This window comes from Rhodoglobus sp. (assembly GCF_053580035.1).
Genome location: NZ_JBMDVL010000001.1, coordinates 881,846 through 903,268 on the forward strand (window position 1 = coordinate 881,846; position 21,423 = coordinate 903,268).

A 21,423-nucleotide genomic window follows, 5' to 3' on the forward strand; every position below is an offset into this window, starting at 1 on the left:
CGCACACAACGAAAGTAACTCTATGAAGATTCTCGTCGTCGGCGGTAGTGGCTTTATCGGCACTCGCCTTCTTGAAACCTTGAGCGAACAGGGTCACAAGTTCACGAACTTCGACCGCCACATTTCGACTCGCTTTCCAGAACAGTCCATTGCCGGCGATGTTCGCTCGGCAGAAGAGCTCACCGCAGCGAGCGCCGGTCACGACGCAATCATCAACCTTGCTGCCGAACACCGTGACGATGTGACCCCGTTGAGCCTCTACACCGAGGTAAATGTCGGTGGCGCACATGCTCTCGTCGCCGCAGCAGAAGCCAATGGCATCAATCGCATCGTTTTTACGAGCACGGTCGCGCTGTACGGACTCGACAAGAACAATGCTGCCGAAGATTCCGTGCCGGAGCCGTTCAACGAATACGGCCGCTCCAAGTTAGCCGCCGAAGTCGTCTTTAGCGCTTGGGCGAACGCGGATGCCTCACGTTCGTTGGCAATTGTTCGCCCGTCTGTGGTGTTCGGAGAAGGCAACCGCGGCAACGTCTACAATCTCGCCAAGCAGGTTTCTTCTGGACGATTCATCATGGTCGGCAAGGGCGAGAACAAAAAGTCGATGGCCTACGTCGGCAACATCGTTGGGTACATTGCGAGTCGCCTTGATGCCCCCGCCGGAATCGAGATCCGTAACTTTGCTGACAAACCTGACCTCTCGACCAAGGATCTCATCTCGATTCTTCGCGATGAGATGAATGTTCATGCTGCTAGCGGTCTGCGGTTGCCATTGGGGCTGGGGATAGCGGCTGGCTACGTTTTCGATGCTGCCGCTAAAATCACCCGACGCACTTTTCCGATTAGTGCGGTGCGCATTCGCAAGTTTGCCGCGGATACAACCGTGAATACTGACCGACTACGCGACTCCGGCTACACGGCTACCTATAGCTTGCAGGAAGCTCTCAAACGAACCCTCGCGTCTGAGTTTCCGGCCACCGGCGCCTCGACTCACAACTCCAGCTCACCGCGTAACAACGACAGGAACCCCTCATGAAAATTCTCGTGACCGGCGGTGCCGGATTCATCGGCTCCAATTTTGTTCGTCGCACAATCGAAGATGCCTACCCCGGTCTCGAGGGTGCCGATGTTGTCGTTCTCGATGCTTTGACCTACTCGGGCAACCGTGCGAATCTCGCTCCTGTTGCTGATTCCCCTCGCTTCACGTTCGTCGAAGGCGACATCCGCGATGCTGACCTGCTCGACGGGATCCTTGGCGACATCGATGCGATTGTGCATTTCGCCGCCGAATCCCATGTTGACCGTTCGGTACGCGATGCGAGCGCTTTCGTCGAAACCAACGTTCTTGGCACCCAACGACTGCTCGATGCAGCACTACGAGCCAAAACTCCCCGTTTCGTTCACGTCTCCACTGATGAGGTTTACGGGTCGATTGCCGAGGGCTCGTGGGATGAACAGCGGCCGCTCGAGCCCAACTCGCCATACTCCGCGTCGAAGGCAGGTAGCGATCTTCTCGCGCGCAGCTACTTCCGCACTCACGGAATGAACCTCTCGATCACACGATGCTCGAACAACTATGGGCCCTATCACTTTCCCGAGAAACTGATTCCGCTGTTCGTCACCAATCTCATTGACGGCAAGCACGTTCCCCTCTATGGCGAAGGCAACAACATCCGCGACTGGCTCCACGTTGACGACCACTGCCGCGGAATCGCGCTCGTAGTCACGGGTGGCCGCGCAGGAGAGATCTACAATATCGGCGGCGGCACCGAGCTCACCAATAAAGAACTCACCCAAATGCTCCTCGATCACACCGGAACCGACTGGTCGTCTGTCGACCGCGTCGAGGACCGGCTCGGTCACGACCTCCGCTACAGCGTCGACATTTCCAAGATCAGCGCTGAGCTCGGTTATGCCCCTCAGGTTCCGTTCGAGAAGGGCCTCGCAGACGTAGTGCAGTGGTACCGGGACAACCGCGAGTGGTGGGAACCGCTCAAGGAAAAGGCCGCCCTGTGACCCGGATTGCCGTTGTCGGTGCCGGCGGGATGCTCGGCACTGACCTCATGCACGCTCTGAGTGGCCGCGACGCCACTGCTCTGACGCGCAATGAGCTCGACATTACCGACCGCGAAGCCGCCCTCGAAGTTCTGAGCGGTTACGACGTGATCGTCAACACCTCTGCTTACACCCGAGTGGATGATGCAGAAACCGACGAAGAGAACGCCAACGCCGTGAACGCGGTTGGCCCTCATAACCTCGCCATCGCCGCCGCACAGCACGGGTCACGACTTGTGCAGCTCTCGACGGACTACGTCTTCGACGGCACCGCTACTGAGCCTTATGCAGAAGATTCGCCGCGGCATCCAGTGTCAGCGTATGGCCGCACAAAGGCGGCTGGTGAGCTGCTGGCCCTTGAGCACAATCCTGGGCGAACCACCATTGTGCGCACCGCCTGGCTGTATGGAACGAAGGGCTCAAGCTTTCCCCGAACGATGCTGAAGCTGGCAGCGGATCGCGAGACACTCGACGTCGTGAATGATCAGCATGGTCAGCCGACGTGGACCGGCGATCTCGCCGCTCAGCTTGTGACCCTCATCGATGCCGGAACGCCTGCTGGCATCTTCCACGGCACCAACTCTGGTCGCGCTTCGTGGTTCGATCTTGCGCAGGCAGTTTTCGTTTGTGCCGGGCTTGATCCTGATAGGGTCAAGCCGACCGACAGTTCAGCTTTCCAACGGCCTGCGCCGCGACCAAGCTTTTCTGTTCTTGGCCACCAGGCATGGCTCGACGCGGGGATTGAGCCGATGCGCGATTGGAAACAGGCTCTTCAAGCCGCCTTTGATTCAGGAGCATTGACTGCAGAATGACCACTCTCCGCGTCATCATCGACGAGATGCTCTCGCCTACTCATGGCAGTGTCGCCCGATATTCAGAAGAGTTGACGCGGGGACTTATTGCCAGCGCACCGAGCAATTGCTTTGTTGAGGGCTTCGTCTCTGCCTCGACCGAAGAGGAATATGCCCTCATCGAGGCGCGTCTGCCCAACCTTGCGAAGCTTCACAAGAGTGCCCTGAGCCGTCGCGAACTTCGCGCATCGTGGCAACACGGGTTCACGAAGGTCCCGGGCAGCGGCATGCTTCATGCGCCAAGCTTGCTTGCACCGCTTCGTCGTCATGATCGCCTCAATCGCGGTGATCAGATCGTCGTTACCGTGCATGACACGGTGGCCTGGACGCGGCCAGAGTCGATCGGGAGCCGTCAGGCCGGCTGGAGTCGCGCGATGCTCAAGCGCGCAGAAAAGTATGCCGATGCGATCGTTGTCCCCAGCCACACGGTTGCGCAACAACTCGAGGGCATCGCCAATTTTGGCGACCGCGTACGGGTCATTAGCGGCGCCGCAAGCACTAGCCTCCGGGTGCCAGATAACGTCGAAGAACGCGCAGCAGAGCTTGAACTTCCAGAGCGATTCTTGCTCGCCATCGGCGGCCTCGAACCGCATCGGGGAATGGATCACCTGATCCGCGCCCTTCGCGACCTCGATGACGACGTCGTCCTGCTGATGGTGGGGCCAGAGCCCGAGGATGAGGCTGTCGCGGCCTTCGTCGAGGCAGAGGGCGTCAGCGCGGAGCGCGTTCGCTGCCTAGGCACTCTCAGCAACGAGGATCTTTCCGTTGCCTTCGACCACGCGTCCGTATTTGTGTATCCGAACCTTGATGTCGGGTTCGGAATGCCTGTGCTTGAAGCACTCTCGTTCGGAATTCCTGTTGTGCACTCCGATGCGCCCGCGCTGGTAGAAATCGCGGCCGATGCTGGAGTTGTCGTCGAACGTGAACCGGCCGAGGGTTACGGCGAAGCACTCGCCGAAGGTATCGGTCGAGTGCTGAACGATGCTGCCTTCGCCGAACGCTTGTTTTACGCCGGTCAGGATCGTGCTCGCGCCTTCAACTGGCGTATGTCTGCTGAGAAGGTGTGGCAGCTCCACGCTGACCTCTAACCGCCCGCTCGGTGTCACTAGCGCCGTTAGGTTCCCGTTGCGCCGCTTGCGAGCGCCGATCAGTGCGCGTGCGAGCTATTCGGTGTTCTCGTCGACGACCGTGGATACTGTCGCCGCAGCAACGAGCTCACGGACGTAGTCAAAGTCCGGGTTCTCCGGGACGATATCGTTCGCTGGCACCAACTCCAGCGATCCGATGGGAAGCGCTCGTGTCTTCGACGCAAGATTGACGAAGTAGCCCAAGCTCCCCTGCGGTATGTCTGTCGTCACAACTTTCGAGCTTGCCGCGGCTATCGCTTGCACCTTCGTCAGCACGTTCGCGGGGGTGAACTGCTCGATAACGGCCTGCTGAAGTTGGCGCTGCCGTTCCATGCGGTCGTAATCAGTAGTGTCGTGCCTCGATCGTGCATACCAGAGTGCGTGATAGCCATCCATTACTTGCACGCCAGCCGGAATCCACTCTGCGACAATCGTAAATTCAGCATCCGCGTGAATTGGCACAGCCTCTTCGGCATTGATCGTCACACCGCCGAGCGAGTCAATGAGATCTGAGAAGCCCTGCATATCGATGAGGGCGTAGTACTGGATGCCGAGTCCGGTGATTCCTTCAACCGCGTCACGCATGGCTTCGATTCCCGGCGAGCTGCCGTTTGCCGCAGCATCCGGGTAAAGATCGGGGGTGTTCAGCTCGACTTCGGTGTAGATCGAATTGAGAAGACAAACGTCGACGTCACAGCCGTAGGCGCCATAGCCATCGGGATACTTGTCAGCGAGCGGAGATCCGGCAGCAAAAGGGGTGAGTTCCATGTTGCGGGGCAGGCCAATTATTATGGCTTCTCCGGTTTCGGCATCAATACTGGCAACGCTGATGCTGTCGGGGCGCAATCCATCACGATCAACTCCGGCGTCTCCACCAAGGAGCAAAATGTTGTAGCGCCCGTCAATAGGTTCTTTGGTTGGTGCTGCGATGAACACGTCGCTGAGGAACGAGTTAGCGGTAGTCGCTACGTAGGCGCCGTATCCTGCCGTGCCAGCCACGACGACTAAAACAATGGCGCTGAATGCCGCAACAGCGGAGCGACCACCGGGTGTAGCCCGACCAAGGTTCGCGAGAGACCACGCGTTGACGGTGAGGATGAGCCACAGCACTGCATAGAACGCCAGAATGAGCGCGATCGCCCAGAGACCGAGCGTGCTGCTACCCACGGTGAATATGACGGCCGGTGCAACGAGCGAGAGCACCACACCGATGACGACGAGGAGCAGGAAAACGAAACTAGCGACGACGCCGAAGCGACCGAGCTTTCGGTTTCCGGCAAGAAGTTGAGCAGAACCGGGGATGAGCACGTTGAGCCCGAGCAGCCACCATGCTCGCTTTGTCATCGTCTCCGGCGAACCGTCGGCCGGTTGACGGAGGGAGCTTGCTGCGCTCACAGGCTCGCGTTCAGTGCAGCGTTCTTGTCGTCAACAAGGGCTTCGAGCTGTGCGGCGTAGTCGGCAAGCTTCGTGGTGAGTTCAGCATCACCCGAACCGAGAATCCGTGCAGCCAAAATTCCCGCATTGCGAGCTCCGCCGATCGATACGGTAGCCACAGGAATACCCGCAGGCATTTGCACGATCGACAACAGCGAATCCATGCCATCGAGTCGTGAAAGCGGAACAGGAACCCCAATAACGGGAAGAGTTGTTACGGAGGCAAGCATTCCGGGCAAATGTGCTGCGCCGCCCGCGCCAGCAATGATGACTCGAATTCCGCGACCAGCTGCTTCTTTGCCGAAAGCGATCATCTTCTCGGGGCTGCGATGCGCTGAAACCACACTAACTTCGTGGTCGATTCCAAAATCGTTCAGCGCAACGGATGCTTCGACCATGACGTTCCAGTCAGAGTCTGATCCCATTACGACGGCTACTTGCGGTTGAGTCACGGAACCCATGGTAGGTGTCAATCCTTCAGAATTGCTGCTGCGGCACGCGCACGGTACACCACGTCATCGAGGTCGTCACCGCTCACATTCACGTGACTAACCTTGCGCCCAGGGCGAGGCGCTTTGCCATATTCGTGAAACTTGGCTGTCGGTTGATTCGCGAATGCTGCGGGGTAGCGCTCCGCAATGGTTCCGGATGTCGGTCCCCCGAGCACGTTGATCATGACGGTCCACGGCGAGCGCGCATCGGTCGCACCGAGAGGCAGATCGAGCACTGCACGCAAGTGTTGTTCGAATTGGCTCGTGACCGCACCATCCATCGTCCAATGCCCGCTGTTGTGGGGCCGCATCGCAAGTTCATTGATCAAGAGGCGACCGTCAGACGTTTCGAAGAGTTCAACCGCGAGCACTCCCGTTACGCCCAGTTCGTCGGCGACGGTGCGAGCGATGGTTGCCGCCTCCGCAGAGAGCGGCGCGGCGAGCGACGGTGCCGGCGCAATGACTTCGGCACAGACGCCGTCTTGCTGAATCGACTCGACCAACGGCCACAGTGCGATTTCACCGCTCGGGCTCCTCGCCGCCAATTGCGCAAGCTCTCGCGTAAAGGACACGAGTTCTTCGGCCAAGAGTGGATTGCCCGCCGCGAACCAATCAGCAACATCGCTCGAAGCTGAAACGACACGAACGCCTTTGCCGTCGTAGCCGCCTCGAGGAGTCTTAACGATCACCCGCCCGCCGTTGTTTCTCAGAAACTCGTCGAGTTCAGCCGGTGTCGCTACGCTCGCCCACTCGGGAACGGGAAGTCCAAGTCGGGTCAGTTCTTGGCGCATCAGAATTTTGTCTTGCGCAACCGCGAGTGGTGCTGGTCCCGGATGCACGGCGATTCCGGCCTCAATAAGCTGGGCCAGCACATCCTGGGGCACGTGCTCGTGATCGAAAGTAATGACGTCAACGTCTCGTGCAAATGCGAGAACGGTCTCAGCATCCGTGTAGTCACCGACAGCAGTTGCCGCCAACTTGGCTGACATTCCGTCGCTCTCAGCGAGCACGCGGAGCTCGATACCGAGCTCGATTGCGCGCGGGATCATCATTCTGGCCAGTTGGCCTCCGCCAATTACGCCCACGATCGGTGGCACTAGTGACTCCTGCACTGTCTAAGATGATGCCCAGCTTTGGGCCTAGCTTGGCAGGTTAGACTTCCAACCGCCCTGCCCCATTCTTGTCTACTGCGGAGATCACATGCGAAAGCTGCTCGGCCAATTCCTACGTTTCGGCGTAGTGGGGCTCGGCGGGCTTGTGATCGATGTCGCAGTATTCAATCTGTTGCGGCTCACAATTCTCTCACCCGATGTGCTTCACGAGGGACCCGTGATCGCCAAGGTGATCTCCACGACCCTCGCGATCGGGGCCAACTGGGTCGGCAATCGACGCTGGACTTTCGCCACTGCTGGTCGAACTGGCGCAGCACGTGAGGGCGTCGAGTTTGCCCTTGTCAGCGTCGCCGGTATGGCAATCGGTGTGCTCTGTCTCTGGGTCTCCCACTATGTCCTCGGATACACCTCGCTACTCGCCGACAACATCTCCACGAATGTCGTCGGGCTCGCGCTCGGCGCTTTCTTCCGATTTGCGCTGTACCGTTTGTGGGTCTTTAGCCCCAGTCGTGGCGTACTGACTGCCGAGCACACCGCTGTCACTGCTGCCGTTCACGCCGCCACTAGGACTGCGGATGCCGCGGCAGACGCTGCGCTAGGGGCGACCGAGCGCACGATAGGTCCAGCCGGCTTCACGCCACTGCACCGGGTTCAGACAGTTTCGACCGTCGAGGATCGCACGCACCGAAACGACTGAGCCGAGCTCGTTTGGATCGATGTCGCGGTACTCGCGCCATTCGGTGAGCACAAGAACGACATCCGCGTCTCGCGCTGCTTCAGCTGCGGTAGAGACATAGTCGAGCTCCGGGCGCAGACGCCGTGAGGTTTCAATGGCCTGCGGGTCTGTTGCCCGAACGTGCGCACCTAACTCCGCGAGACGCGCAGCAACATCGAGGGCTGGGGAATCTCTCACGTCATCGGAGTCGGGCTTAAACGCAAGACCAAGGACCGCGATTTTTGCGCCTTCGATGGTTCCGCCAAGCACCTCACGACACAGATCGACCATGCGCTCTCGTCGACGAAGGTTGATCGCATCGACTTCGCCGAGAAAGTTCAAAGCATCACCCGCACCGAGTTCGGAAGCGCGCGCCATGAATCCACGAATATCTTTGGGAAGGCAGCCTCCACCGAAACCGAGACCGGCATTCAAGAAACGACGACCGATGCGCTGGTCATAACCAATCGCATCCGCGAGCTGAGTGACGTCAGCTCCCGTGACTTCCGCTACCTCCGCCATCGCGTTGATGAAGGAGATCTTGGTTGCCAAAAAGGCATTGGCCGCGACCTTCACGAGCTCGGAAGTGGCGAAGTCAGTTACCACGCGAGGGATGTCTTGAGCGAGCACCGTCGCGTAAACCTCGTCAAGAATGGCGACAGAATGGTCGTCCCCTGGGCGAATCCCGTAAACAAGGCGGTCGGGGCTAATGGTGTCTTTCACGGCGTAGCCCTCCCGCAGAAACTCTGGGTTCCAGGCCAAGTGGGCGCCTACGGCCTCGACACGAGCAGCAAGACGCTCAGCGGTTCCTACCGGCACCGTCGACTTTCCGACAACGACATCGCCAGGAGAAAGATGGGCGATGATCGCATCGAAGGCCGACTCCACCGCGGTGAGATCGACCGCATTGGAATCTTCCTGTTGAGGGGTACCCACCGCGATGAAGTGCACCCGTGCTCCATTCGCACGGCTCAGATCAGTCGTGAATGCGAGCTTGCCCGTTGCGAGGGTTTCGCCCAAAAGTTCTGGCAAGCCGGGTTCGTAGAACGGCGCCTGTGCCGATGCCAAGAGATCGACTTTCGCCTGGTCGATATCAATTCCCATAACATCGTGGCCAAGTTTTGCGAGGGAGGATGCATGAACGGCTCCGAGGTAGCCGCATCCGATTACTGAGATCTTCACGTTGCGCACCCTATCTGATCAGAGTTGACAGAAAGTAGCGCGGTGCGGAAACACGATCGATAATGTGCGTTGTCAGTGGACGTGCAAGCTAGCGAGTGCCCCACACTGTCGTTTCGTCTGAAGCGTGAGATTCGTCTCGCTGGCGCCGCATCGAGACAACATTCTGGTTGTTCTCCATAAGGTCGTGCAGCGCCGCTTGGGTGATCGCTACCGACGGGATGTCGCGCAGGGTGACCGGATAGTCATGACCGGCGTTGATCAGAAGATCACCGCTGCCGAACATCCGCTGCACCCAATTTTGGCGCACTGTCACGTCATAACCACGGCTATGAAGAAGCTCTTGCCTGACGCGAACGAATACTCCACTTGAGAGCACTACTCGTCGCGTCGTGATTGTGTAGTTTCGCGCTAGCCACCCAAAGAATGGCAAAAACCACGCGACAACAATCAGCAACAGGCCGGCCGTGAGCAAGGCAAGATTCTGCCAATCCTCGGCGAAACTGCCGAAAAAGTAGCCGAGTGCTCCCGCCGTGGCCACCAAAACAATGCCGGGAAAGATGAGCGCTCGCGCGTGAGAACGCACACGGGCAACAATTGCCTCGCGTTGAACGCTCACAGTCTCATTAGGCATAGGTCATTCATACCGCAGGTGGGTGATGTCCCCAGCCGCGACGTGCTGCAAGCGGCCGTTCGCATCATCCATCACGACCAATTGTCCGTGGTCATCGATCGTCTCGGCCGTTCCGAAAATGCGCTCACCACCGGGAAGCTCCACTCTCACTCGACGCCCAATGGTTCCGCACTCTGCCCGCGCCGCATCCGCAATTCCGCTTCGAACCGCATCGAGACCACCATCGCTAAATCGTTTGTAGAGTTCGACAAGTTCTCTGAGATAGCTACTGAGCGCCAGATCAACTCCGGGATCAACGCCCTCGATCAGCAACGATGTCGAGACGGATGTCGGCAGCTCAGCGGGCTCAATCGTGAGGTTCAGCCCTGCCCCAACGATCACACCTGAGCCTCCCGCGACAAGTTCAGAGAGCAGGCCAGACACCTTCAGTGACTCAATCTGAACGTCGTTAGGCCATTTAAGGGTGACTTTGCGATCGTTGACGAGGCTGCGTACTGCCCGCGCCATGGCCAGGCCGCCAATGAGCGGCATCCACGCTAATGATTCGATGGAGGCTCGTTCTGGAGCGAATAGCACGGAGACGGCCAATGTTTTTCCCGGTGGCGCGATCCATTCCCGTCCCAACCGGCCGCGGCCCGCGGTCTGGTTCGTCGTGACCAGCGCAGAAAAGTGCTGTGCGGTGGAGTTAGCGGCCCGCGCCATCAATTCGTGGTTGGTTGATCCGACCTCATCGAGGTGCTCAAGCAGCGGGAGAACGGCGGAGCTTAGAGGGAGTTGCATCGCTTCAGCGTAGAGGCAGCGCTCTGTCTCTAGTGTTTCCTCAATGAAACGGGCCTCAAACTTGTGGGTTCCGCCAACCACACAAGCGGTGGATGGGTGGGTAAAGTGACACAGTGACCGAAGACAATACGACTCCAGACATGTTCACGACCGCCGGCCGGATCGCCGATCTCAAGAACCGCTATCACGAAGCCGTGACCGCCAGCGGTGACGCGGCAATCGAAAAGCAGCACGCTAAGGGCAAGATGACCGCCCGCGAGCGCATCGAACAGTTGCTCGATCACGGTTCGTTTGTCGAACTCGATGAGTTTGTTCGCCACCGCACTCACGCCTTCGGTATGGAAAAGAAGCGCCCGTATGGCGACGCTGTTGTGACCGGTACCGGCACGATTCACGGTCGCCAGGTTGCTGTTTACGCGCAAGACTTCACCATCTTTGGTGGCTCGCTCGGCGAGGTTGCTGGCGAGAAGATCATCAAAGTGATGGATCACGCCATGAAGACGGGTGTTCCGATCATCGGCATGCTCGATTCTGGCGGAGCCCGCATTCAGGAGGGCGTCGTAGCCCTGGGCAAGTATGGCGAGATTTTCCGCCGTAACACTCAAGCTTCTGGTGTCATCCCGCAGATCTCCATCATCATGGGCCCGGCGGCTGGTGGAGCGGTCTACTCCCCCGCGCTTACCGATTTTGTGATCATGGTCGACAAGACAAGCCAAATGTTCGTCACCGGCCCCGACGTCATCAAGACAGTCACCGGCGAAGACGTCGGAATGGAAGAGCTGGGCGGCGCACTCACGCACAACAAGGTTTCGGGCGTTGCTCACTACCTCGCGAGCGACGAAGAGGATGCTCTCGATTACGCTCGCACTCTCATCGGCTTCTTGCCAGACAACAACATGTCTGACGCTCCCCTTTACGAGAGCGAAGTGGAGTTGGAGATTACGGATGAGGATCGCAAGCTCAACACGATCATCCCCGACAGCCCTAACCAGCCGTATGACGTGAAAACGATCATTGAGCACATCGTTGACAACGGCGATTTTCTCGAAACTCAGCCGCTGTTCGCGCCAAACATCGTTGTCGGCTTCGGTCGCGTCGAGGGCCGCTCGGTCGGTATCGTCGCTAACCAGCCACAGGCGATGGCAGGAACCCTCAACATTGAGGCTGGCGAGAAAGCAGCACGTTTCGTGCGCTTCTGCGATTCGTTCAGCATTCCGATCCTCACCCTCGTCGATGTTCCCGGCTACCTACCGGGCACTGATCAGGAATGGACCGGTGTCATTCGTCGTGGCGCCAAGCTTCTCTACGCTTACGCCGAAGCAACCGTGCCCCTCGTGACCGTCATCACGCGTAAGGCCTATGGCGGGGCCTACATCGTCATGGGATCCAAGCAGTTGGGCGCTGACCTCAACTACGCGTGGCCGACCGCTGAGATCGCCGTCATGGGCGGCCAAGGCGCCGTCAATATCCTTTACCGCGGCGAGATCAAAGCAGCAGAGGCCGCTGGCGAGGATGTCGCCGCAGTTCGTACCCGCTTGGCAAACGAGTACACCTACAACGTGGCAAGCCCGTTCTTGGCTGCTGAGAGGGGCGAGCTCGATGGAGTCATTGAGCCTGCTGCAACTCGAGTGCAAGTCGTGAAGGCGCTCCGCGCTCTCCGCACGAAGCGCGCAAGCATGCCCCCCAAGAAACACGGAAACATTCCACTGTGATGGGGAGGCACGCGCAAGACGAGCCCGCCGACATCCGCATCGTCTCGACCAACGTCACACCAGAAGAAGTCGCTGCGGTCACTGCGGTTGTACGCGCAGCACTGGTTGAGTCTGCCGAGCACGCCGGTGGGGATGAGACAGCTCCCATTTCAGCGTGGGCGCGTAGCCAACGCCCCATTCGCGCCCCGCTTCATCCGGGCCCCGGTGTGTGGAACGCAAGCGCTCGACGTTAAATCTTTTGCGGATGGCACAACAGGACTTTTCGCGGTCGTACCCCAATTGCACGATGCGGAATTCGCTGAAAACCACAGAAATACAGTGATTTCCACACGATTCTGAAAATATTGTCCCCCGAGGGTCCCCCAAAGAACCGACTTTGCTCGTCACTTTCTTGATGCAGAATATTAAGTGCTAGGTGTCTCTCCATAGGAGTTACACCGCCAAAGGTTAGCCGACTAGGGTAAGCGGGCTAATTCTTTGGGGGCGGGTCAGGACGGTATTCGGGTTATCGTCCTGACCCGGGTTCTAGCGAAGAGCCGGAGAAGTGCTTCTGATAGCCACTCCGGCTCTTCCGCCTTTAACGGTGGTTTGAGTCAGCCAGCAGCGTCTGCGTGAGCAGCGCCCGCATTGGCAGCGTCGACGCGAGGAATCTCGAGCCAAATGTCGACGACGTCTTCTTCGAGGGAGTCTTGGCCAAGGGCGCTCGACTCTCCATCGCCGCTGCTGTGCAGTCCGACGACCGTCACCGCGACGTCCGAACCCTCAGGAACCGTGCGGGCAATGACTTTGTCCGCGCTCGTGGATTGGATAGCCAGAGCGAGCCTATTGAGAACCCGATCAAGATCGGCGTCAGAGAGATCGTCGATGCCGCCCTCATCGAGCAACGTCACAGTGGCCCCGCGACGGCGCGCAATCATCACCTGATCGCGCACAGCGTCGTTCAGAAGCTTGCGACCGCGGATCTCATCGCGAATGGCACCCTCAAGATTGAGGCACTCGCGGCGTTCCTCCTCAGAGAGATTTCCGTTGGTCTCCTGGATTCGTTCCAACATTGCCAATGCCATACTGCCGGTCTGTTCCAGCCGGAACTGCCGCTCATGAACGTGCGCGTCTTGAGCGGCCTGCCAATCAGTTGCTTCCTGTTCGGCAAGGACAAAACGTTGAGCATCTTTGGATGCCTTAGCGAGGCCACTGCTCAGCACGTGCGAGACGGCAACCCACGAGGCGCTTCCGACGATTCCGAGGCTGAACAACCCTGCCGGCCCAACGGGACCAAGGCTAAAGGTGTGCGCGACTAAGAATCCGATCCCCAACCAAGCGAAAGTGTGACGGCCTCGCGTGGAGGTAATCGTCAGCAATGTTCCGCTCGCTGCTACGTACCAGGTTGCATACCCGGTGCCGCCCTCACGAGCGAAATCGAGCTCGTTGGCGACAAGAAGAGTGATGGCGACGACGATCGCAAAGTTGAATGTCGCCATCCAAATGGGCATCCGAAGCGGACCAAAGGGAAGAAGACTGATGATCGTTGCGGCGCCATACAGTGCCATCGCGACAAAGATGGGGCCGGGTCGATCAGGAATGTCGATCGTGTAGAGCGCCAACAGGATGTGGTACGCGGAAAAAAGCCCCGCCATACCGACGATCAAGTAACGCGGTACTCCAATGTTCACAGGACACCCTCTTCGCCGATGTCGTCCGGGGTAAGGATTTCGTCGCTTTCGTTGCCATGCGGCCACTGAATACAGACTTCGGTGCCAGCACCAGGCACCGACGCTATCGCCGTGCGACCGCCAGCGTTCGCGACGCGCTCCACTATGGAGACGCGCACCCCTAGGCGCTCTTGAGGCACATGATCGAGGTCGAACCCTCGGCCAGTGTCTGTGACGACAACCTGAATACCATTACCCTCAAGCCCACGAACTTCAACACTGCGCTGGACATCTGCGCCACCAGCGTGCTGCAGACTGTTGACCATTGCTTGGACCGCTGCGGAATGGACGGCTTCTGCTGCCACAGCCGGCAACGATCTGGCACCAACGCTTCGAATCGAGAATTGGAAGTTCGACGCGAGCAATTCAGCCGAGGTGACGACTCGTTGAGCAAGCTCCGTCGCCTGCACTGTCGATACATCATCGGGAGACGTCGACGCTGCCTCTTTCAAATGGCCGATGGCATTGCCGGCCATGACCGCGCCAAGGCGTTGAGCCTCTGGCACGTATGCCCGGGCAGCTGAGATCAGTGTGGTCAGTACGCTATCGTGCACGATCGAATCGACCTGAACTCGTTCGACCTCAGTAGCGTGTTGCCGCACCGCGTTTCCATAGCGGGACAGAGCTGTCGCTTGCGCGTTGTCGACGTTGGATGCCGCCTGGCGCAGCATCGTGACGATGATCATGATTGCGCTACCCAAAATGAGTGCATAGAACGCTTCAAGTACTGCCAACTGCCATGGAGCTGCGCCACCGACGGGAAGAATACGAACGACAAGGTAGACGAACGGTGCAGCGAAAAGATAGACGGTAGCGAGCACACGGCCAAACGCAATCGCTGCCATGGCGGTCGCGACGGTGATGAGGTAGTTGAGCCAGTGAATGCCACTAAAAATCTCGACGCCCGGAAGCACGGTAAATGGCCAACTCAGCAGGGCAAGGAAGTACACCACCGCGAATGTTCCGTGCGCTTGGCGAACCCAACGATTGGCGAATGACAAGATGACCACAATGATCAACAAGCCGAACAGTGCGGGAACAACGATCGACAACCACCACGGTTGCGCCTCCCGCGCCTGACTCAATAGCCAGGGCACAGTTTGCGCGCCGAAAACTAGCCCGATCACGGCAACCGAGCGCGAAATTACCCGCTCAACCTGCTTGCGGCTGATCGGATTACGTGGCTGCTTTGCCGACGGTGGTTGGCGTGCAGTGGAGAGGCTAGTGGCCATCGCCGCCTTCGGAATCCAGACCTGGCAGGATTCCGTCTTCGACTGCACGACGCAAAAGGTCGACCTTGGTGGGAGCTGGGCGACCGACTTCGACGTACTTGACGCGGATGCGGTCAAGATATTCGCGCGCAGTCGAGTAGCCAATTCCGAGCTGCTGTGCGGCGAGCTTGAGAGGTAGGCCCGAGGCGTAGAGGTGGAGAATTTCGCGTTCGCGGCGACCTAGTTGGGCCTTCGAGAAGTCGCGGTCTGCGTCAATGGCAGTTGCCCACTCAAGGTTGTTCAATACTTCGCCGCGCGCAACGGTTGCTGCCGCGGCGAGCACTGTCTTGGTGGCGGAGGATTTCGGGATAACTCCGGCGGCGCCAGCGGCAAGTGCCTCACGAACGCTTGCGACGCGGTCAGCAATGCTGTGCACGAGCACGGCAGAGCCGGTAGCTTGAACGTTCTTGACGTTATCGGTGACAGTCGATCCATCGCCGAGCGACAGGTCGAGCACGACAACGTCGACTTCGCGACCATTGAGGCCGTCAACGAGTTCCCTCACCGTGGCGGCGGCAAGAACAAAGTCATAACCGTCGTCGATGAATGCAGCTTTAAGCCCGAGCCGAACGGATTCGTGGTCGTCGACTACAGCGACGGCAATATTGCGTTTGGCGCTGTCATTGGGCGCTTCGGTCCCGGATGGTTCGGTCTGGGCCATGTGGCGTCCTCCTGAGTTTCTGTCCCCCATAGTAGTCGGGTTACGACGAAATCATGCGTGAACGGCGCCAACACGCGTTCAGTCGCGAGTAAACGTTCCGACGGCTTCGACGTGGTGCGTATGGGGGAAGAGATCGAACGCCCGCACGGTGCTGAGGCTGTAGCCCTGCTCGGCAAAGAATGCAACATCCCGAGCGAACGCAACGGGGTCACACGCCACGTAGACCACTTGAGCGGGCTTGGCTGCTCCAACTAACTCAACCACTTCGCGTCCGGCGCCAGAGCGCGGGGGGTCAAGAATAATCGTGGCTCGCTCAAGCCGCGATTGCTCACTACTGGTCGCGTTCCTGACCAGCTGACGAAGCCAACGATCGACGCGTCCCGTCTCGGCGTGAGCGCCCAACCATTCCGAGAGATTCTTTGCGGCGTGATCGGTAGCAGCGGACTCAGCCTCAACCGTGGTGATCTTGGTCGCGGAACCAAACTTGACTCCGACCGCAGCTGCGAACAAACCAACACCACCATAGAGATCCAAGTTGGATGCCGCTGGGTCAAACAGTTCTGAGTCAATGGCGTCTTGCACGGCAGCGGTCAACACTTGGGCTGCACAATGGTGCACTTGCCAGAAGCCGGAGTCGAGCAGCGTGAATTCGCGCTCTCCCACGATCTCGGTAATGACTTGTGGCTTTTGCTTGCCCATGATGAGGCGCACTCCACCGCTACTCGGGTTGAGCACATCAACGCGATCGAAGCCCGAAAAGTTTTGGCTGAGCGGGGCCCCTGCGGAGAGTTCGGGGGTTGCTAGCGGAAGGTCGGCAACGGAAACGACGCGATGAGAGCGCGCCGCGAACGGGCCAACATTGCCGTGTTCGTCAACGTGAAGGCTCACGCGGGTGCGCCATCCGAGCCCGTTGCGTTCGTCGTCGCCTGACACTGCTTCGACGATGGGCGCCAGCGTGAGCTTGGCCATCCGTTCGAGTGATTCGCCAAGAATTTGAGCCTTGAGGGCGCGCTGGTGGCTGAGCTCTATATGCCCAAATTCGGCGCCACCGGCGCGGTTGTCTGGATCGCGGTCAACACTGGCCGCCGACCACACGTGTTCTCTGCGGTGTTCACTCGCGGTGACAACCTTCACCGTTTCGGCGCGCCAAAACGACTTCTTCTTGTCGTCGGTCACACGCACAAGTACGCGTTCACCGGGGATCGCGTCGGAAACAAAAACGACACGACCATCGTGACGCGCAACACCGACACCCCCGTGCGCAATGTTGGTAACGTCTACTTCGATCATTCGGCCAAGCCATTCACCCATCCCTTGAGCATAGGAGCCTTGTGCGCCTTTATCTTGCGTCTACCTCTCCAGCACGGCTCGCAACACTGCGCGCCGCCGGTGTTGACCCGGTACTTTTGGCTTCCGGAGTAGATGAAGAAGCAGTTGCGGCTGCGGCGCCTGGCCCCCTCGATGGCCCCGCCCTTGTTGACTTGTTGGCGAGAGCGAAGGCTGAGGCAGTCACCGATTCGCGCATCAATGGTGAACCGATTGATGGCTTCATTCTTGGTGGAGATTCTGCGTTTGAATTAGATGGCGAATTATTTGGAAAGCCGCACGAGCCTGAAATCGCTAAGCAACGGTGGCTCGCTCAACGGGGAAAGACCGGAACCTTGCACTCGGGGCATTGGCTCATTGATCACCGCGGTGGCGAAATTCGCGGCGCAACCGGCGCCGTCTCGAGCGCGCGCGTCACCTTTGCTTCCAATATCAGCGACGCTGAGATTGATGCCTACGTCGCTACAGGCGAACCGTTGAAGGTCGCTGGAGCATTCACGATCGATAGCCTGGGCGCAGCATTTATCACCAGCATTGAGGGCGATCCTCATGCGGTTGTTGGGCTCTCGGTTTCTCTTCTCCGTCAGCTCTTGCGCGAATTTGATGCGCAATGGACCGATCTCTGGAACATGGAGCGCCCCGGTCTGTAGGCATCCACAGTGCTTGCGTCCTATTTTTGTGTGCAATACCTCAAGGCTTCGGCCGTAACCCCCTTAAGCTAGGTAACTATGGCTCGAATTACGAAGGTACTCATCGCCAACCGCGGGGAGATCGCCGTTCGCGTTATCCGCGCAGCTAAAGACAGCGGCATCGCTTCGGTTGCGGTCTATGCAGACCAAGATCGGGATGCTCGGCACGTCAAGCTCGCCGATGAGGCGTATGCACTCGATGGCGCGACGAGCGCGGAGACGTATCTCGTAATTGACAAGATTTTGTCGATCGCCCGCCGCTCGGGTGCTGATGCGATTCACCCCGGTTATGGCTTTTTGGCTGAGAACGCCGAATTCGCTCGCGCCGTGATCGATGCCGGCATTATGTGGATCGGCCCATCACCCGAAGCCATCGAGAAGCTTGGCGACAAAGTTTCTGCTCGCCACATCGCTGAGAAGGTCGGAGCTCCACTGGCTCCCGGAACGCTCAACCCGGTTTCTGGTGCAGCCGAAGTGCTGGATTTCGTTGATCTTCACGGTCTTCCGGTTGCGATCAAAGCTGCTTTCGGCGGCGGTGGCCGTGGCCTCAAGGTTGCGCGCACTCGCGAGGAAATCCCCGAGCTTTTCGATTCCGCCACCCGCGAGGCTGTTGCCGCGTTTGGTCGCGGTGAGTGCTTCGTTGAGAAGTATCTCGACCAGCCCCGCCACGTTGAAACGCAGTGCTTGGCGGACGCTCACGGCAACGTCGTCGTAATTTCCACCCGTGACTGCTCGTTGCAGCGCCGTCACCAGAAGCTCGTAGAAGAGGCCCCGGCGCCATTCTTGAGCGACGAGCAAAACAAGGCTCTCTATGAGTCCTCTAAGGCCATTCTGCGCGAAGTCGGCTACCTCGGTGCCGGCACGTGTGAATTCTTGGTCGCCAAGGACGGCACCATCTCGTTCCTTGAGGTCAACACCCGTCTTCAGGTCGAGCACCCCGTTTCTGAAGAAGTCACGGGCATCGACCTCGTGCGTGAACAGTTCCGCATCGCTGAGGGCGGCGTACTCGATTACGACGACCCCATCCCTCGCGGCCACTCTTTCGAGTTCCGCATCAACGGTGAGGATGCCGGACTCAACTTCATGCCCTCACCCGGCCCCGTGCACGTTCTCCGAGTCCCTGGCGGCCCCGGCATCCGTGTCGATAGCGGTGTCACGACCGGCGATGAGATCAGTGGTGCATTTGACTCGTTGCTCGCCAAGCTCATCGTCACCGGTTCCAGCCGCGAGGATGCCCTCGAGCGCTCACGTCGAGCCCTTGACGAGTTTGAGGTTGCCGGGCTTCCCACGGTGCTGCCGTTCCACCGCAAGATCGTTCGCGATCCGGCGTTTACCAGCAACCCGTTCACGATTTACACCCGGTGGATCGAAACCGAATTCGACAACGACATCGAACCGTGGACTGGCTCACTCGGTGAACCAACTGTTGCTGCGGCACGCCACAACGTTGTCGTTGAAGTTGCAGGCAAGCGCATCGAAGTGAATTTACCCTCGAAACTAGTTCCCAGCACCACGACGGGTGCCACACTCTCCGCCGCACCCAAACGTCGCGCTGCCTCTGCCGTGAACACCATCACCGGTGACTCGGTGAAGGCGCCGATGCAGGCAACCATCGTGAAGGTTGCGGTTGCTGAAGGAGACAAGGTCGTCAAGGGCGACCTGATCTTGGTGCTTGAAGCGATGAAGATGGAACAGCCGCTTGTCGCACACAAGGATGGCGTCGTTACTTCTGTCAACGCGAGCGTTGGCCTGACGGTATCGTCTGGCCACTTGCTGCTGAACATTGCTGACTAAGCAAAACGAGTGGTGGACCCTAGGAGATTTGAACTCCTGACCTCCTCGATGCGAACGAGGCGCGCTACCAACTGCGCCAAGGGCCCGTACTGCTGAAGCAACAATATCACTCAGCGTCAGGCGCGAGAGACGGAAGTGAGTTGCGCTAGCTAGCTCGACGGCGACGCGCGAGTGCGGCGTCCAGATCGGGCGCGCTCCCATCGATGTCGACGATTCCCATGCCCGCGAAACGGCTCGGGGCCGGCGCTGCAGCAATATCGGTTGGCTTCTCAGCTAGCCGCGTGGCATCCCTCGCGAGCTCTGTCTCTCGAGTCGCTGCCGCCATCGCAGCAGAATTAGCGCGCAATGCATGTTCGGCCGACTCTGCGGCCTTGCGCAACTCAGTATCAATATCAGCAGCGTGACGTGCCGCAGCCAACGCTGCTGCTGGGGCATTGCTTCGCGTCAAGTACATCGGCTTGGGAACCGGAACCGGAGTCCAGCTAACTTTTGATGCTGGCTGTTCAATGGGGGCATCCGACGAGAGCACGATACGACGCCGCGGAGCCGCAGCGCGGGCAGCCGGAGCCGCATTTTCGCGGCGAGCGCGTGAGCGTTCTGCGAGTCGCGAAAGCATCGCGCTTGCGCTGATACCTGAGACAGTCGCGGTAGCGAGCACCAGCCACGCACCAGAGACGATCGCACCGCCAGCCGTCACAATCATCAGGAGCTGCACAGCCGCCACAACAATGCTTGCGAGAAGCACGAGTGCGGTAAATGCGCGAGTACGGCGAAGTCGTCTCGTCGACAGGGCGAGTGCTTCTTCTCGAGTCGGTGGCTTTACTGCGCGACCCACAGCTACCGGACCTTGGAGCGCACGAACCCTAGAGAGTTCAGCAGCACGACGGGCGACAGCCTCGGCACGCACCTCTTCTGGCACCTCAGCGGTCTGAGCAAGCACGCGAATCGTCTGCTGAAGGCGAACCGCATTGCGCTCGGTCGCGAGGTACTCACGGTTCTTAAACCAATTGGGAATCAAGTACACCAGCCAGAGCCCTGCTGCGAGCGCGATCATCACGCCGCCGCCGATGCTGGTGAATTCCATGGCTATACGCTACGAGCATCCGAGCAAGACTCGCTGTCGGCACGCGGCAGTGAAATCAAAAGATGCTGAGAATCACCCTCGCTGGGCGCGGAGATCCGTAGCAGGCACGTTCGGCGGGACCCCAAAATCGCTGCCGTTAGCGGCGCGGAGGCAACAGCGGGTTGGCAGCGCGCGTGCGATCCGCGGTGGGAATATGTGCATCCTGTTCAGGAGCATCGCCTGCCCGCCAGCGACGCAAGACTCCCTGCGGCACCTCTTCGACAGTGAGCGCGAAACAGAAGTGATCGCGCCAATCTCCATCGATATGGATGAAGCGTCGCCGCAGTCCTTCGTAGCGAAAACCGAGCTTCTCCACGACACGTAGACTCGGCGCATTTTCGGGCCGAATGCAGATCTCCATGCGGTGCAGGCCAAGTTGGAAGAAACAGTAGTCAGTAGCCAATGCCACCGCGGTCGGCGTGAGCCCTTTGCCCGCAAAGCGCTCAGAAACCCAATAGCCGATCGTTGCCGACGCGAGAGAACCATAAGTGATCGATGACACGTTCAGTTGACCAGCAACCTCACCCGCTTGCTCAATCACAAATGGCAAGCCTGCGCCAGAACGAGACTGCTGAAGCAGACCCCGGATGCTCGACTTCACATCAAAGCTGACCGGCCCAACGGGACTGGTCGCCTCCCACTGGCGAAGCCACCCCCGGTTATCGCGGAGCTCTCTCTCCAACGCGCGTGCATCTCGAACCCTGATAGGCCGAATGCTGATCTCTCCGTCGCTGAGCGTCGGAATGCCAAACGCCATGAA

At 59.1% G+C, this 21,423-nt stretch carries 21 protein-coding genes and 1 tRNA gene; 9 read left to right on the top strand and 13 right to left on the bottom strand.

What is annotated here, in order from left to right; translation table 11 throughout:
• Positions 1-22 precede the first annotated feature (22 nt).
• Genes ACOH1Z_RS04300 through ACOH1Z_RS04315 form a run of 4 tightly spaced genes read left to right on the top strand, consistent with a single transcriptional unit; the run spans position 23 to position 3,994 of the window.
• Positions 23-1,036 (top strand): NAD-dependent epimerase/dehydratase family protein, encoded by a 1,014-nt coding sequence (locus tag ACOH1Z_RS04300; RefSeq protein WP_449647237.1) that lies wholly within the window; start codon positions 23-25, stop codon positions 1,034-1,036.
• Complete coding sequence (gene rfbB / locus ACOH1Z_RS04305) at positions 1,033-2,016, top strand: dTDP-glucose 4,6-dehydratase (RefSeq protein WP_449647238.1); 984 nt, start codon at positions 1,033-1,035, stop codon at positions 2,014-2,016. The genes ACOH1Z_RS04300 and rfbB overlap by 4 nt, the downstream gene beginning before the upstream one ends.
• Positions 2,013-2,867, top strand: coding sequence for a dTDP-4-dehydrorhamnose reductase (gene rfbD, locus ACOH1Z_RS04310; protein ID WP_449647239.1), 855 nt, complete (start codon positions 2,013-2,015; stop codon positions 2,865-2,867). Before rfbB ends, rfbD begins: the two co-directional genes overlap by 4 nt.
• Positions 2,864-3,994: a glycosyltransferase family 4 protein gene (locus tag ACOH1Z_RS04315; protein WP_449647240.1), complete on the top strand. Its 1,131-nt coding sequence runs from the start codon at positions 2,864-2,866 to the stop codon at positions 3,992-3,994. Before rfbD ends, ACOH1Z_RS04315 begins: the two co-directional genes overlap by 4 nt.
• A 75-nt stretch (positions 3,995-4,069) precedes the next feature.
• Here the strand turns inward: ACOH1Z_RS04315 and ACOH1Z_RS04320 are convergent, their stop codons facing one another.
• Genes ACOH1Z_RS04320 through ACOH1Z_RS04330 form a run of 3 tightly spaced genes read right to left on the bottom strand, consistent with a single transcriptional unit; the run spans position 4,070 to position 7,055 of the window.
• A complete protein-coding gene (locus ACOH1Z_RS04320) occupies positions 4,070-5,428 on the bottom strand; it encodes an LCP family protein (protein WP_449647241.1) in 1,359 nt (452 codons plus the stop codon).
• Positions 5,425-5,928, bottom strand: coding sequence for a 5-(carboxyamino)imidazole ribonucleotide mutase (gene purE, locus ACOH1Z_RS04325; RefSeq protein WP_449647242.1), 504 nt, complete (start codon positions 5,926-5,928; stop codon positions 5,425-5,427). The genes ACOH1Z_RS04320 and purE overlap by 4 nt, the downstream gene beginning before the upstream one ends.
• 8 nt (positions 5,929-5,936) lie before the next feature.
• Positions 5,937-7,055, bottom strand: a complete 1,119-nt coding sequence (locus ACOH1Z_RS04330; RefSeq protein WP_449647243.1) for a 5-(carboxyamino)imidazole ribonucleotide synthase — start codon at positions 7,053-7,055, stop codon at positions 5,937-5,939.
• Positions 7,056-7,158: 103 nt separating this feature from the next.
• Between ACOH1Z_RS04330 and ACOH1Z_RS04335 the strand changes: the two genes are divergently transcribed.
• A complete protein-coding gene (locus ACOH1Z_RS04335; protein ID WP_449647244.1) occupies positions 7,159-7,767 on the top strand; it encodes a GtrA family protein in 609 nt (202 codons plus the stop codon).
• Here ACOH1Z_RS04335 and ACOH1Z_RS04340 read toward each other — a convergent pair.
• From ACOH1Z_RS04340 to ACOH1Z_RS04350, 3 genes are all read right to left on the bottom strand, one after another.
• A complete protein-coding gene (locus ACOH1Z_RS04340) occupies positions 7,666-8,967 on the bottom strand; it encodes a UDP-glucose dehydrogenase family protein (protein ID WP_449647245.1) in 1,302 nt (433 codons plus the stop codon). The genes ACOH1Z_RS04335 and ACOH1Z_RS04340 overlap by 102 nt on opposite strands.
• Before the next feature lie 88 nt (positions 8,968-9,055).
• The gene (locus ACOH1Z_RS04345; protein WP_449647246.1) at positions 9,056-9,598 is read right to left on the bottom strand and encodes a PH domain-containing protein; all 543 of its coding nucleotides are present in this window, start codon (positions 9,596-9,598) and stop codon (positions 9,056-9,058) included.
• Positions 9,599-9,601: 3 nt separating this feature from the next.
• Positions 9,602-10,378 (bottom strand): biotin--[acetyl-CoA-carboxylase] ligase, encoded by a 777-nt coding sequence (locus tag ACOH1Z_RS04350; protein WP_449647247.1) that lies wholly within the window; start codon positions 10,376-10,378, stop codon positions 9,602-9,604.
• 140 nt (positions 10,379-10,518) lie between these two features.
• On the opposite strand from ACOH1Z_RS04350, the gene ACOH1Z_RS04355 reads away from it, so the two are divergent.
• On the top strand, positions 10,519-12,090 hold the full coding sequence (locus ACOH1Z_RS04355) for an acyl-CoA carboxylase subunit beta (protein WP_449648195.1): 1,572 nt from the start codon (positions 10,519-10,521) through the stop codon (positions 12,088-12,090).
• The gene (locus ACOH1Z_RS04360) at positions 12,090-12,323 is read left to right on the top strand and encodes an acyl-CoA carboxylase epsilon subunit (protein WP_449648196.1); all 234 of its coding nucleotides are present in this window, start codon (positions 12,090-12,092) and stop codon (positions 12,321-12,323) included. Before ACOH1Z_RS04355 ends, ACOH1Z_RS04360 begins: the two co-directional genes overlap by 1 nt.
• Before the next feature lie 360 nt (positions 12,324-12,683).
• On the opposite strand, the gene ACOH1Z_RS04365 is transcribed toward ACOH1Z_RS04360, so the two are convergent.
• The 4 genes from ACOH1Z_RS04365 to ACOH1Z_RS04380 all read right to left on the bottom strand — a co-directional run bounded on the left by ACOH1Z_RS04365 (position 12,684) and on the right by ACOH1Z_RS04380 (position 17,042).
• Entirely contained in the window at positions 12,684-13,760 is a 1,077-nt protein-coding gene (locus ACOH1Z_RS04365; RefSeq protein ID WP_449647248.1) for a DUF8320 family protein, read from the bottom strand.
• Complete coding sequence (locus ACOH1Z_RS04370; protein ID WP_449647249.1) at positions 13,757-15,031, bottom strand: sensor histidine kinase; 1,275 nt, start codon at positions 15,029-15,031, stop codon at positions 13,757-13,759. Before ACOH1Z_RS04370 ends, ACOH1Z_RS04365 begins: the two co-directional genes overlap by 4 nt.
• A complete protein-coding gene (locus tag ACOH1Z_RS04375; protein WP_449647250.1) occupies positions 15,021-15,731 on the bottom strand; it encodes a response regulator transcription factor in 711 nt (236 codons plus the stop codon). Before ACOH1Z_RS04375 ends, ACOH1Z_RS04370 begins: the two co-directional genes overlap by 11 nt.
• Before the next feature lie 78 nt (positions 15,732-15,809).
• Positions 15,810-17,042 (bottom strand): class I SAM-dependent RNA methyltransferase, encoded by a 1,233-nt coding sequence (locus ACOH1Z_RS04380; RefSeq protein ID WP_449647251.1) that lies wholly within the window; start codon positions 17,040-17,042, stop codon positions 15,810-15,812.
• Between the two features lie 20 nt (positions 17,043-17,062).
• On the opposite strand from ACOH1Z_RS04380, the gene ACOH1Z_RS04385 reads away from it, so the two are divergent.
• On the top strand, positions 17,063-17,707 hold the full coding sequence (locus tag ACOH1Z_RS04385) for a Maf family protein (RefSeq protein WP_449647252.1): 645 nt from the start codon (positions 17,063-17,065) through the stop codon (positions 17,705-17,707).
• Between the two features lie 78 nt (positions 17,708-17,785).
• Complete coding sequence (locus ACOH1Z_RS04390; protein WP_449647253.1) at positions 17,786-19,540, top strand: acetyl/propionyl/methylcrotonyl-CoA carboxylase subunit alpha; 1,755 nt, start codon at positions 17,786-17,788, stop codon at positions 19,538-19,540.
• A gap of 10 nt (positions 19,541-19,550) precedes the next feature.
• Here ACOH1Z_RS04390 and ACOH1Z_RS04395 read toward each other — a convergent pair.
• From ACOH1Z_RS04395 to ACOH1Z_RS04405, 3 genes are all read right to left on the bottom strand, one after another.
• Positions 19,551-19,626 (bottom strand) — tRNA-Ala (locus tag ACOH1Z_RS04395).
• A 59-nt stretch (positions 19,627-19,685) separates the two neighbouring features.
• Positions 19,686-20,624, bottom strand: a complete 939-nt coding sequence (locus ACOH1Z_RS04400) for a hypothetical protein (protein ID WP_449647254.1) — start codon at positions 20,622-20,624, stop codon at positions 19,686-19,688.
• A gap of 136 nt (positions 20,625-20,760) precedes the next feature.
• The gene (locus ACOH1Z_RS04405) at positions 20,761-21,420 is read right to left on the bottom strand and encodes a GNAT family N-acetyltransferase (protein WP_449647255.1); all 660 of its coding nucleotides are present in this window, start codon (positions 21,418-21,420) and stop codon (positions 20,761-20,763) included.
• Positions 21,421-21,423 lie beyond the last annotated feature (3 nt).

What these genes read in the sequence shown, in the direction of transcription:
- ACOH1Z_RS04300 (WP_449647237.1), top strand. Translation starts at nt 23, where the DNA reads ATGAAGATTCTCGTCGTCGGCGGTAGTGGCTTTATCGGCACTCGCCTT.
- rfbB (WP_449647238.1), top strand. Translation starts at nt 1,033, where the DNA reads ATGAAAATTCTCGTGACCGGCGGTGCCGGATTCATCGGCTCCAATTTT.
- ACOH1Z_RS04315 (WP_449647240.1), top strand. Translation starts at nt 2,864, where the DNA reads ATGACCACTCTCCGCGTCATCATCGACGAGATGCTCTCGCCTACTCAT.
- purE (WP_449647242.1), bottom strand. Translation starts at nt 5,928, where the DNA reads ATGGGTTCCGTGACTCAACCGCAAGTAGCCGTCGTAATGGGATCAGAC.
- ACOH1Z_RS04335 (WP_449647244.1), top strand. Translation starts at nt 7,159, where the DNA reads ATGCGAAAGCTGCTCGGCCAATTCCTACGTTTCGGCGTAGTGGGGCTC.
- ACOH1Z_RS04345 (WP_449647246.1), bottom strand. Translation starts at nt 9,598, where the DNA reads ATGCCTAATGAGACTGTGAGCGTTCAACGCGAGGCAATTGTTGCCCGT.
- ACOH1Z_RS04350 (WP_449647247.1), bottom strand. Translation starts at nt 10,378, where the DNA reads ATGCAACTCCCTCTAAGCTCCGCCGTTCTCCCGCTGCTTGAGCACCTC.
- ACOH1Z_RS04355 (WP_449648195.1), top strand. Translation starts at nt 10,519, where the DNA reads ATGTTCACGACCGCCGGCCGGATCGCCGATCTCAAGAACCGCTATCAC.
- ACOH1Z_RS04360 (WP_449648196.1), top strand. Translation starts at nt 12,090, where the DNA reads ATGGGGAGGCACGCGCAAGACGAGCCCGCCGACATCCGCATCGTCTCG.
- ACOH1Z_RS04370 (WP_449647249.1), bottom strand. Translation starts at nt 15,031, where the DNA reads ATGGCCACTAGCCTCTCCACTGCACGCCAACCACCGTCGGCAAAGCAG.
- ACOH1Z_RS04375 (WP_449647250.1), bottom strand. Translation starts at nt 15,731, where the DNA reads ATGGCCCAGACCGAACCATCCGGGACCGAAGCGCCCAATGACAGCGCC.
- ACOH1Z_RS04380 (WP_449647251.1), bottom strand. Translation starts at nt 17,042, where the DNA reads ATGGGTGAATGGCTTGGCCGAATGATCGAAGTAGACGTTACCAACATT.
- ACOH1Z_RS04390 (WP_449647253.1), top strand. Translation starts at nt 17,786, where the DNA reads ATGGCTCGAATTACGAAGGTACTCATCGCCAACCGCGGGGAGATCGCC.
- ACOH1Z_RS04400 (WP_449647254.1), bottom strand. Translation starts at nt 20,624, where the DNA reads ATGGAATTCACCAGCATCGGCGGCGGCGTGATGATCGCGCTCGCAGCA.
- ACOH1Z_RS04405 (WP_449647255.1), bottom strand. Translation starts at nt 21,420, where the DNA reads ATGGCGTTTGGCATTCCGACGCTCAGCGACGGAGAGATCAGCATTCGG.